The 12,225-nt window shown below is 46.4% G+C and carries 10 protein-coding genes; 8 read left to right on the top strand and 2 right to left on the bottom strand.

The features are described 5' to 3' along the window. Complete coding sequence (gene trxB, locus ABXT60_RS13855; RefSeq protein WP_443630683.1) at positions 1-951, bottom strand: thioredoxin-disulfide reductase; 951 nt, start codon at positions 949-951, stop codon at positions 1-3. A 116-nt stretch (positions 952-1,067) separates the two neighbouring features. Here trxB and hslR point away from each other — a divergent pair, with 116 nt between their 5' ends. From hslR to gshA, 5 genes are all read left to right on the top strand, one after another. Further along, positions 1,068-1,475, top strand: coding sequence for a ribosome-associated heat shock protein Hsp15 (gene hslR, locus ABXT60_RS13850; RefSeq protein WP_443630682.1), 408 nt, complete (start codon positions 1,068-1,070; stop codon positions 1,473-1,475). 42 nt (positions 1,476-1,517) lie between these two features. Further along, positions 1,518-2,423: an Hsp33 family molecular chaperone HslO gene (gene hslO, locus ABXT60_RS13845; protein ID WP_443630681.1), complete on the top strand. Its 906-nt coding sequence runs from the start codon at positions 1,518-1,520 to the stop codon at positions 2,421-2,423. Between the two features lie 224 nt (positions 2,424-2,647). Further along, complete coding sequence (locus ABXT60_RS13840; protein ID WP_443630680.1) at positions 2,648-4,207, top strand: phosphoenolpyruvate carboxykinase; 1,560 nt, start codon at positions 2,648-2,650, stop codon at positions 4,205-4,207. A gap of 141 nt (positions 4,208-4,348) precedes the next feature. After that, a complete protein-coding gene (locus ABXT60_RS13835; RefSeq protein ID WP_443630679.1) occupies positions 4,349-6,655 on the top strand; it encodes a Tex family protein in 2,307 nt (768 codons plus the stop codon). A gap of 84 nt (positions 6,656-6,739) precedes the next feature. Beyond that, a complete protein-coding gene (gene gshA, locus ABXT60_RS13830; protein ID WP_443630678.1) occupies positions 6,740-8,302 on the top strand; it encodes a glutamate--cysteine ligase in 1,563 nt (520 codons plus the stop codon). Between the two features lie 22 nt (positions 8,303-8,324). Here gshA and ABXT60_RS13825 read toward each other — a convergent pair whose 3' ends face one another. Next, complete coding sequence (locus ABXT60_RS13825; protein WP_443630677.1) at positions 8,325-9,230, bottom strand: DMT family transporter; 906 nt, start codon at positions 9,228-9,230, stop codon at positions 8,325-8,327. A 164-nt stretch (positions 9,231-9,394) separates the two neighbouring features. On the opposite strand from ABXT60_RS13825, the gene nrdR reads away from it, so the two are divergent. The 3 genes from nrdR to ribBA all read left to right on the top strand — a co-directional run bounded on the left by nrdR (position 9,395) and on the right by ribBA (position 12,217). Further along, positions 9,395-9,859, top strand: a complete 465-nt coding sequence (gene nrdR / locus ABXT60_RS13820) for a transcriptional regulator NrdR (protein ID WP_443630676.1) — start codon at positions 9,395-9,397, stop codon at positions 9,857-9,859. Further along, positions 9,859-10,998 carry a bifunctional diaminohydroxyphosphoribosylaminopyrimidine deaminase/5-amino-6-(5-phosphoribosylamino)uracil reductase RibD gene (ribD, locus tag ABXT60_RS13815; protein ID WP_443630675.1) on the top strand — a complete coding sequence of 380 codons (1,140 nt, stop codon included), beginning with the start codon at positions 9,859-9,861 and terminating at the stop codon, positions 10,996-10,998. Before nrdR ends, ribD begins: the two co-directional genes overlap by 1 nt. A 91-nt stretch (positions 10,999-11,089) precedes the next feature. Then, positions 11,090-12,217, top strand: coding sequence for a bifunctional 3,4-dihydroxy-2-butanone-4-phosphate synthase/GTP cyclohydrolase II (ribBA, locus tag ABXT60_RS13810; protein WP_443630674.1), 1,128 nt, complete (start codon positions 11,090-11,092; stop codon positions 12,215-12,217). The last annotated feature ends 8 nt before the right edge of the window (positions 12,218-12,225 follow it).

Raw genomic sequence — 12,225 nt, 5'->3', positions numbered from 1 at the left:
CTACTGTTCGTCTAGGTAACGCTCAGCATCTAAGGCCGCCATACATCCAGTACCCGCCGAGGTAATAGCCTGACGGTAAATATGGTCCATAACATCACCGGCGGCAAACACCCCTTCAATGCTGGTTTGAGTGGCATTACCCTGAGTGCCGCTTTGTACCTTAATATATCCGCCCGCCATGTCTAATTGGCCTTCAAACAGGCCGGTATTAGGCACGTGGCCAATAGCGATGAACACGCCATCTACGTCTAAATCCTTAGTGCTGTCGTCCTTGCTGCTCCTAATGCGCATGCCTGTGACACCCATGTCGTCACCAAGGACTTCATCAAGGTTGTGATACCATTCTACGTTCACATTACCATTTTCTACTTTATCCATTAAACGATCTGATAGAATTTTTTCACTGCGGAACTTGTCACGGCGATGAATAATGGTTACTTCTGCAGCAATATTACTGAGATAAAGGGCTTCTTCAACGGCAGTATTGCCTCCACCGATGACAGCGACCTTTTTGTTGCGGTAAAAGAAACCATCACAGGTAGCGCAAGCAGATACGCCTCGGCCTTGAAATGCAGTTTCGCTGTCTAAGCCGAGGTAGCGAGCACTTGCGCCAGTACAAATAATTAAAGCATCACAGGTGTAGTGGGTACCTTGGCCTGAAAGTTGGAACGGGCGCTGGCTTAAATCTACAGCATCAATGTGGTCAAAAATTATTTCGGTTTCAAAGCGTTCTGCATGGGCTTTCATGCGTTCCATTAGATCGGGCCCCTGCAAACCCTCAACATCTCCAGGCCAGTTGTCTACTTCTGTAGTAGTGGTTAACTGACCACCCATTTGCATGCCTGTAATTAACACTGGGTTAAGGTTAGCGCGTGCTGCATATACAGCAGCAGTATAGCCTGCAGGGCCGGAACCTAAAATTAGTAATTTACAGTGTTTTACTTCGCTCATGGGGAGTCCTATATAATGGTATGGTACAACAAGAAATATGCGGCTGACCTTAGCATAATTCAACCCATAGAGCAGGCAATTTATGCTGTGGATTTGGAAACTAACAGGAATGTAACATGGGCAACAAAGTCGACAAAAACACTGATGATAAAGTTCGGTTAGACAAGTGGCTATGGGCTGCCCGTTTTTATCGAACCAGAGCGCTTGCAAAGCAAGCTGTAGAAGGTGGAAAAGTGCATTATGAAGGCGCTAAAGCCAAGTGCAGTCGCGTGGTTGAGCTTGATGCAAAAATAACCATTCGTCAAGGCGCTGATGAAAAAACCATTGAGGTAAAAGCTATTTCGGGAAGCCGGAGAGGGGCGCCAGAAGCGGCTCTTTTGTACAGCGAAACTGCAGGCAGTGAAAAGGCGCGATCAGACCTAGCTGTAGGTCGCAAAGCGATGGGCCAAACAACTATTTCAGACGGTAAACCCACTAAAAAGCAGCGTAGGGATCTGCAACGTTTTGAACAACAGCAATTGTAGTTTACAATTAGCAGGTATTTATTTCAAAGACTTCTGAACCCCATGACCAATGACACAATGCAAGGCTTCATGTTCGACGATATGGACATTCGTGGTGTTCACTTGCGGCTCGATCAAGGGGTAAAGACCTTGTTAGATCAACAAGATTATCCGCCCTGTGTGGCTAGCCTGCTCGCTGAAATGCTTATTGTTGCCTGCTTGTTGAGTGCAAACCTTAAGCTGCGCGGGCGTTTAAGTGTGCAAATACGTGGTGCTGGCCCACTTAAGTGGGTAATGGCTGAGTGCCGACAACTGAGTGATGATCTTGAACAGCCATTTAGAGTAAAAGGCATGGCACAGGTTGATGGCACTGTTAGCCCTGACGCAAGCCTTATTGAGATGGTGGCTGATGGCCGCTTAATTATAACCATCGAACCAGACCAAGGCCAGCGATACCAAGGTATAGTAATGGTTGATCAAGCCACTCTTGCCGAGTGTATTGAAAGCTATTTTTACCAATCGGAACAATTACCCACCCATATTCAGCTAGTGAGCACCGGGGAGGGAGCCGCTGGCTTTATGTTACAACGGCTGCCTCAAACTGAGGCCAATGAAAGTCAGTCTGACCTAGATTGGGAGCTTGTCCACGCATTGGCAGCCACCCTGAGCCAGCATGAGCTCGCCCATCTCCCCGCAGATCAGGTTCTGCATAGGCTGTTCCACGAACAGCAAGTTAAAGTGTTTAGCCCAAAACCAGTTTTACAACAGTGTGACTGCAGTAGAGAACGCTGTGGCGCAGCTATTATTGGTTTAGGTAAAACAGCGGTTGATGAAATTTTAGATGAGCAGGAAGCCATTATTATCGATTGCCATTTTTGTAATGGTCACTATGCTTTTGATAAGGTGGATTGTTATGTTCTTTTAGAGCAGGATGCTATGCCAACTACAGCTGATCCAGCCTTGCATTAAAGCTAAGCTGGCTGGCACATTTCATAGTAATATTGTGGGCTTATTAGTAGCTGCATTATTAGTTAAACAGATGTGACGTATTTTGGCATTTTTTATACTTTTATACCCTTTTGTTGTACTTTTCTGACATAATTCATCTTCATTTTTCACGTCAAAATGGCGTACCCCCGCTTAGGTTAGTGGATTTTTTTCTAAAAACCTAAGAAATTCAAAGGTATTGATACATGAACGCAACTGTAGCTGCTGATACTGGCACCACCTACACGCAACTTTCTCCTGCTAGCTTAATCCAAAAAGCCATCGCTAACGGAGAAGGCACTCTGGCCAACACTGGCGCACTCAATGTGATTACTGGTGCTCGTACTGGTCGATCTCCTTTAGATCGTTTTGTTGTTCAAGAACCGAGTACTTCAGACCAGATTGAATGGGGTGCCGTAAATCGTCCTGTAACTCCAGAAATATTCAGCGCATTATGGGAGCGTGTGGAGGCCTCGTTAGTTGGCCAAGACAAGTATGTTGCCAATGTGCATGTAGGCGCAGACAGCAATCACTATATTCCGATTCAAATGACCACTCAAACAGCGTGGCAAAATTTATTTGGCCAAAATCTATTTATCGTACCAACACAATACAATGGGGCTGATAAAGATGAATGGCAGATTCTTAACGTAGCTAATTTTGAGTGCTTGCCAGAACGTGATGGCACTAATAGTGATGGCTGTGTGATGATTAATTTTGCACAACGCAAGGTATTGTTAGCGGGCATGCGTTACGCAGGCGAAATGAAAAAAGCCATGTTTTCTGTGCAAAACTTTCTTTTACCAGCAAATGACGTACTGCCAATGCACTGCTCTGCTAACGTTGGTGATGATGGCAAAACAACCTTATTCTTTGGTTTGTCTGGTACTGGTAAAACCACTCTATCTGCAGACCCAGACCGTTACTTAATAGGTGATGACGAGCATGGCTGGGGCGAAGGTGTAGTGTTTAATATCGAAGGTGGCTGTTACGCCAAAACGATCAACCTTAGCAAAAAGAATGAACCTATTATTTGGGATGCCATTCGGTTTGGCGCTATTGTTGAAAACGTTTGGTTAGACGAAGACAGTAAAGCAGCAGACTACGATAATACTGACATTACAGAAAATGGCCGTTGTGCTTACCCTCTGGAACACATTGAAAAACGCACTAAAAAGAATTTAGCGGGTGAGCCAGAAGCCATTATTTTCTTAACCTGCGACTTAACAGGTGTATTGCCTCCAGTCTCTATCTTGACTAAAGAAGCCGCTGCATATCACTTTTTAAGTGGGTACACTGCTTTAGTTGGCTCTACTGAAATGGGATCTAGTGCAGCTATTCGCTCTACATTCTCCACTTGTTTTGGCGCCCCTTTCTTCCCCCGCCCAGCGGGTGTTTACGCTGAGTTGTTGATGAAGCGCATAGACGCCTTTGGCAGCAAGGTGTACCTTGTCAACACTGGCTGGACGGGTGGTTCATATGGTACTGGCAAGCGTTTTAGTATTCCTACTACCCGTGCCATTATTGCAGCCATTCAAAGTGGTAACATTGCAGAGGCAGCGACACAGCACTTAAATGGGCTAAATGTAGACGTGCCTACTACCTTAGAAGGTGTAGACAGCTACTTGCTAAACCCACGTAATACTTGGCAAGACCAGGATGCATATGACACCGAAGCAGCCACTTTAATTGGTAAATTCAATGAAAATTTTAAACGCTTTAGCGTTTCAGAAGACATCGTTAAAGCAGGTCCGCAACAGGGCTAAGCACTTGCGGCCTTAACACAAGGTTAATACGAGGCTCCATTTGGGGCCTTTTTTTTGCTTTAACAAAACACGCCTTTAAAAATCATCCAATGGCCCCATTGAATAACGCTATGCTGTTAAAATAAGAAGGATGCTAAGTTCGTGATAAATCGACAAATAGCCACCGAACTTGCGGTACAAATTTGGCAAGTTAATGCCGCCATTAAATTATTGGATGAAGGTTCTACCGTGCCCTTTATCGCCCGCTATCGCAAAGAAGTGACTGGGGTGTTAGATGATACTCAGCTGCGTACACTGGAAGAACGGTTGGGTTACTTGCGTGAGCTTAATACTCGTAGGACAACTATTTTAGACAGCATTGAGAAACAAGCGAAACTTACACCACAACTGGCTGCACTCATTAATGCTGCAGAAAGCAAAACGCGTTTAGAAGATTTATACCTACCCTATAAGACCAAGCGTCGTACGAAGGCTCAAATTGCTATAGAGGCGGGCTTATTGCCGTTGGCTGATGCTATTATAAAAGACCCTACCCTTGACCCAGAACATATAGCAAAGGGTTATGTTAACGCAGAGCTGCACATCCATCAGTCAAAAGACGCCCTAGATGGCGCCAAACAAATACTCATGGAGCGTTTTAGTTTATCCGCTGACTTGCTTGCAGAATTACGTAACATGGGTTGGCAAGATGCTCAGTGGCAAAGCCAGCTAGTGGACGGCAAGCAACTTGAAGGGGCTAAATTCCAAGATTATTTTGAATTTAAAGAAGCGCTAAAGACGATTCCTTCCCACCGCGCCTTAGCCATATTAAGAGGCCGTAACGAAGGGTTCTTGCAGGCCACTATTATATGGTCTGAGCATGAGCACTTACCCTATGAATCTAAAGTGGCTTCTTATTGGGGAATTAAAGACCAGGGTCGAGCAGCAGATAAGTGGCTCAACGAAGTGGTACGTTGGACGTGGCGTGTCAAGCTCGCCAGCCAGCTAGAAACGGCCCTTATTAGCCGTGTTAGGGAAGCATCGGAAGATAGCGCCATAGGTGTATTTGCTAATAATCTACAAGATTTGTTGCTAGCAGCTCCTGCTGGAGACAAGGTGACCTTAGGGCTGGATCCTGGTTTGCGCACAGGTGTAAAAGCCGTGATAGTAGACCCCACGGGTAAGCTTTTAAAAACTGAAACCATATTTCCCCATGTGCCACATAACAAATGGCATGCGGCTCTAGAGCTAGTGGTGCAATGGTGCCAAACCTATCAAGTTGAATTAGTGGCTATTGGTAATGGTACAGGCTCGCGAGAGACAGACAAACTAGTTAAAGAAGCTCAAGCAAAGCTTGGGGTTACAGCCCCGCAACGCATTATTGTCAGTGAGGCAGGCGCCTCAATTTATTCTGCATCGGCCCTTGCTGCAGCAGAATTTCCAGACCTAGACGTGAGCTACCGTGGCGCGGTTTCTATTGCTCGGCGCCTACAAGACCCATTGGCAGAGCTGGTTAAAATAGAACCCAAGGCCATTGGTGTGGGCCAATATCAGCACGACGTAAGCCAGGTACAGTTAACCCGCAAACTAGACAATGTGGTGGAAGATTGTGTTAATAATGTGGGCGTAGACCTAAATACTGCGTCAGCGCCATTACTCCAGCGAGTGGCTGGCCTAAACAAAACCATGGCAGAAAATATCGTATTTTATCGCGATATTAATGGGGCCTTTAACAACCGTAAGCAGCTGCTCAAAGTGGCCCGTTTGGGTGATAAAGCGTTTGAGCAATGTGCAGGATTTTTGCGTATTCGGGGGGGGGATAACCCGTTAGATGGCACGTCTGTGCACCCGGAAGCCTATGGCTTAGTGGGCCAGTTGGCTGGGCAGTTAAACCTCACTATTGCAGAACTTATAGGGAGTGAACAACTTAAACAGATAAGCGTTAAGCAATTGCACAACCAAGGGTTTGGGGAACATACCTTACAAGACTTACTGAACGAGTTACAAAAGCCTGGGCGTGACCCAAGGCCAGAATTTCGTATGGCTAATCTCACTGATGGCGTAGAAAGCATTAAGCAGTTAACCCTAGGTGCCATCATGGAAGGCACCATTAGCAATGTCACCAATTTTGGTGCCTTTGTCGATATTGGCGTCCATCAGGACGGTTTGGTGCACATTTCGGCACTGTCTCACCAGTATGTGAAAGATCCCCACGACTTAGTAAAGGCTGGAGAGATTGTTAAAGTAAAAGTGATGCAAATAGATGTGGTCCGCAAGCGTATTGGCTTAACTATGCGATTAAGTGACGAAGTACCCACGCACGATGCTCCCTCATTTTCTAGTAGGCCATTCCCTAGTAAGGTGCAAGCAAATCACTCACCAAAAGGGCAACACAATGCCCAGTCACCAAAGCCTTTGGGCAGTATGGCGCAAAAATTAAAGGATGCTCAAGCACAGGTAAAAAAGTAATCGCTACACAGAATTTGAATCCAAACTAGACTAAACTCGGTACCTGTCTAGTTATTAGCCAAAAAAGAACACTTGGAACTACAGATGCTTATATATTTACAACAACGCTTACAGCAGGTGAAACACTCTCCCGTAGCCAAGACCTTGGAGAGCCTACAATGTGGTATTGAAAAAGAAGGCTTACGAGTAGGTCTGAGCGGCCGTGTTAGTCATCAAGACCATCCAAAATCCTTAGGGTCTAGCCTGACTCACGGCAGCATCACCACAGACTACTCTGAAGCGCTGTTGGAATACATTACGCCAGTATTCCAAAGCCCTGCAGCAGCTCTTGAATTTATGCAGGAATTACATAGTTTTAGCGCTAGTAAGTTACAAAATATAGGTGAGTATATATGGCCTGCTAGCATGCCCTGTTACCTTGACGGCGAAGCTGATATTCGTATCGCTAATTTTGGTAGCTCAAATACAGGAAAGCTTAAACATACTTATCGTGTTGGTCTAGCGTGGCGCTACGGTAAAATTATGCAGTCGATTGCTGGGCTGCACTTTAATTTTTCACCACAAGACAATTTTTGGCCAGCCTATCAAAAGTTGCTGAGTGATGAACAGTCTTTATGTGATTTCAAATCTGAGCAATATTTTGGTTTGATTCGCAACTTTAGACGCCATTCATGGGTGTTGTTATATCTTTTTGGGGCCTCACCTGCCCTAGATGCAAGTTTTGTTAAAGGGCGTGACGTTGACTTAGAACAAGGTCCGGGTGGCTGCTTAGTTGGCCCCTATGCCACTTCACTGCGCATGAGTGACTTAGGCTATAATAACAAGGTGCAATCGGTATTGAACTTGTGTTTTAACGACTTAGACACCTACTCCAAATCTTTAGAACATGCTATTTCTACACCCTTAACTCAATATGAAAAACTAGGGGTAAAGGTTGATGGTGAGTACCGGCAACTTAACTCCAACTTGTTGCAAATTGAGAATGAATACTACAGCGATATCCGACCTAAGCGAGTAGCTAGGCCTGGACAAAAGCCAGTGCATGCACTGAAAGAAAGTGGTGTAGAGTATGTGGAAGTTCGCAATATAGATCTTAACCCTTTTTTGCCTTTGGGCATTGATGCGCAACAGAGTCAGTTTATTAATGCGTTTTTAACCTGGTGTTTGTTCTCACAGAGCCCAATCATCAGTAACCAAGAATGCGAGGTGATCGGCATCAACCAAGCGATTGTTGTGCGCCAAGGCCGTAATCCTGACCTTATGCTTCAAACCTGTGGAGGGGAAAAGAGTTTGCAAGCCCTAGGGCTTGATATGATGACAAACCTTCGCCTAGTCGCTGATGTAATGCCTGAAAAAGAGCAAGTGATGGCAGCGATAGAAGTGATGGAGGCCCGTCTTAAAGACGCATCTCTAACACCCTCGGCGCAAGTTCTGGCAGCCATGGAACAGGGCGGTTTGTCGCATCAAGAGCTATCCTTAGCGCTAGCAAAAAAACATCAAGCGTATCACTTGCAACAAAGCCTGTGCTTAGGGCGCAGGCAAGAGTTAAATGAGCAAGCAAGCGAGTCTATAGCTAATCAAGAGCGCATAGAAGCGGAGCAAACTGAACCTTTTGATGATTTTCTTGCGGCTTACCTAGCGCAGTAATCAGGCTGACCCATGAGCGCAGCTAATGGCTTAAAAAGATCACCCCGCTACCAATCACTACTAGTGCAGCACCTAGCCATGCGCCACGGCTAGGGCGCTGTCCGGTGATGAACCAGATTACTGGTAATATGAGCACTGGCGTTATGGCTGATAAGGTCATCACAATGCCCACTTCACCTGCACCCAACGCGTAAACTAGTAAAGTCATACCCAGCACCAAGCCCAAGGTTGCACTAGAAATAGTACGCCATATAAACGCTGGTGTGGGTGCTGCATTAGCTTTGGCCCACGCAAAAGGCAGGGCGCGCACAAGCAATAATACTAATGCTGCAAATCCTACTCTAATGGCCGAAGCCGCAATAGGGTCTGCACCCGCCAGTACTACTGGTTTAGCCAATACTGCCCCGGCGGCTTGGCCAAATGCGGCAGTGAGCCCAAGTAAAATGCCAAAGCCGAGGTGGCCGCTGACTTTTTCTAAGCGATGCTGACCACCTGCTTTACGCCCCCACCAGACCGCGTTTACTACGCCTGCTAGAATTAGTCCACAGCCAATCAAGAGATTAGCACTGAGGGTTTCTCCTAGCCAAATAAAACCCATACCTGCAGCCATAGGCGCGCTAGTGGCAAATAGTACTGAATTACGCCTGGGGCCAATGCGTTTTAATGCTTGCATCAAGGCGGTATCGCCAACCACAATGCCCACTAAGCTTGAGCCTATAAGAGCGCCCATGGCGTTATTTGGTATACTGGACCATAAGCCCATAAAACTACTGATGGCAATAAGCACTGTACCAGCAAACACTACTCTGTAGCGGTTAAACGCCACAGCACCAAAGTGGTGAACGCCAGGGGCAGCTAAAATAGCAGTGAAGGTCCAACACACCGCTGCAGCTAATGCGGCTAGCTCAGCGACAGGTAAATTACTCATGTTACTCCCTTAAACTTTAGCAGAGCGCAAGAATAGCAGTTCTTGGCTAAAAATCCATTATATTAGATGCCCTTTGGGCTGCATTAGCCCACTGGCCCAAAAGTAAATATTAAGGCTATAATGCCCTATATCACTGTCTTCTCAGACTATTAACAGAGACACCTATGTATTGCCCTTTTTGTAGTAACCCAGAAACCAAAGTTATCGATTCACGTCTAGTGGGTGACGGGGAGCAAATTCGTCGCAGGCGTGAATGTTTAACCTGTAATGAGCGTTTTACCACCTTTGAAGCGGCGGAACTAATGATGCCTCGAGTGGTGAAACAAGATGGCACACGCCAACCCTTTGATGAAGAAAAATTACGTGCAGGCATCTTGCGGTCATTGGAAAAACGGCCTGTTAGTATCGAAGCTATTGAGGCGAGTATTAACCGAATTAAGCACGCTCTTCGTGCTGGTGGAGAGCGAGAAGTTGGCACGCAGCTAGTGGGAGAGGCAGTAATGGTAGAGTTGCGTCAGTTAGATGAAGTTGCCTACGTGCGCTTTGCTTCGGTATATCGTAGTTTTAAAGACCTTAACGAATTTCGTGCCGAGATTGAACGGCTTGAGCAAGAGCATCAAGGTAACTAATGACCGAACAATTCACCCATGATCAATTTATGGCTTTGGCCTTAAAGCAAGCCAGCTATGGTCAGCTAATCGCTCGGCCAAATCCAGCGGTTGGGTGTGTTTTAGTAAAAGACAATAAAGTGGTGGGTGCTGGGTTTACCCAAGAAGCTGGTGGCCCCCATGCCGAAGTGATGGCAATGCGAGCTGCAGGTGACCTTGCAGTAGGTTCGACAGCCTACGTAACCTTGGAGCCTTGCAGTCATTATGGTCGTACACCTCCATGCAGCTTAAGCCTTATAGAGGCTGGCGTGAGCTGTTTAGTCTACGGTTGCCAAGACCCAAACCCCCAAGTTTCTGGGCAAGGTTTGGCCCAGCTGCGTGCTGCCAACGTAGAAGTGGTTGGCCCTGTTATGCAGGCAGAGTGTGAAATGTCTAACGTTGGATTTTTGCAACGCATGGGCACTTTTAAACCCTATGTTATTAATAAGATGGCCATGAGTTTAGATGGCCGGACAGCAATGGAGTCTGGTGAAAGTCAATGGATTACTAGTGCGGAATCGAGAGCCCAGGTACACCTATTACGAGCACAAAGCTGTGCAGTAATTACGGGCATTGGGTCAGTGCTACGAGATGACCCTAGTATGAATGTGCGGGCTGACGAACTCGTGCTAGCGGGGGTGCCCCAGGCCACAATTGATCGCATCCAACAGCCTCTGCGAGTGGTGTTAGATAGCCAGTTGCGTCTGCCAGTTAGTGCAAGATTAGTGCAGCAAAATGGCCCAGTGCTTGTCGTGACATGTGTGGTGGACCCAAAGCAGCATCAAAGCTTAGTGAGTGCCGGTGTAGAGGTAGTGGTTTGTGCTGCCGATGATAATGGTAAAGTGGATTTGGCAGCGGTGTTGGCGTTACTGGGTCAGCGTAACTGTAATCAAGTGCTGGTAGAGGCCGGGGCAGGCTTAAGTGGCGCTTTTCTTCAGGCTGGGCTCACAGATCATTTGGTGGTGTTTATGGCGCCTAAGCTATTGGGCAATAAGGCCAAAGGGCTATTTAACCTACCCCTAGAAAAAATGGCTCAAGCCCATGACCTTGATATTAAACAGATCTCACAAGTGGGGTGTGATTGGCGTATCGATGCTGCCCCAAAACGCCCCGATAACTAGCCACTGCCAACGAAATCTGGCACAATAGCTCGCTAAATTGCCTACCCACAGCTTCTTTGGGTAGGCCTTGTATTTAAGCATGGGTTATCACATGAACATGAACACCTCAGTCGAACTCATCGAAGACCTACGACAAGGCAAAATGATCATCCTGATGGATGATGAAGATCGTGAAAACGAAGGTGACCTTGTTATGGTGGCGGAGCAGGTTCGGCCAGAAGATATTAACTTTATGGCCAAGCATGCCCGTGGTCTTATTTGCCTCACTTTATCTCGAGAGCATTGTGAAAAACTTGATTTGCCCTTGATGGTTAAGAGTAACGGCGCTGCCTACGAAACCAACTTTACTGTGTCTATTGAAGCTGCCGAAGGGGTGACCACAGGTATTTCTGCTGCAGACCGAGCGTATACTATACGCACAGCGGTGGCAGGAGATGTTAAGCCAGAAGACATTGTTCAACCCGGGCATGTATTTCCATTAATGGCAAAAGAAGGTGGTGTATTAACCCGTGCAGGTCATACAGAAGCAGGGTGCGATTTAGCTCGTCTTGCTGGCTATAGCCCAGCAGCCACTATTGTTGAAATTATGAACGATGATGGCACTATGGCACGCCGTGATGACTTGATGAAATTCGCAGTGGAACATGATTTAAAAATTGGTACTATTGCAGATCTAATTCACTTTCGTAATTTAAATGAAAAGACTATTACCAAAGTGAGCCACCATACTCTGCCTACTCGCCATGGAGAGTTTAGCCTGCACACATACGAAGACAGTATTTACGGTGGAACTCATGTTGCACTGACCATGGGTAACATTACGCCACAAGACTCTACTATTGTTCGGGTGCACATGGCCGATGTGTTGCGAGACCTAGTGGGTGCAGTGCCGTCTACACCCAAGTGGACCATTGATTCTTGCCTTGAGCGTATTGCCGAAGAGGGCCAAGGTGTTTTAGTGTTGTTGGGTCAAGCTGATGATCGTAATCTACAGGGCAGCATAGATGCTTTTTTTGAAACGGCTGTTCCTAAGCAGTTCAACACAGACGGCTCTGGTGCATACTTAAATGTAGGAACTGGGTCACAAATTTTACGGGACTTAGGGGTTGGTAAAATGCGTCTTTTGAGCCAAGAAATGAAATTCAATGCCATTTCTGGTTTTGATTTAGAAATTGAAGAATACATCGACTGCAACCAACAAGTGGCTGCTGCACGATAATTGTAAGG

Source organism: Candidatus Njordibacter sp. Uisw_056 (assembly GCF_047730085.1).
GTDB lineage: Bacteria > Pseudomonadota > Gammaproteobacteria > Pseudomonadales > Balneatricaceae > Njordibacter.
Note: the sequence above shows the minus strand (reverse complement) of the source record. Positions and strands in the feature narration are given on the sequence as shown.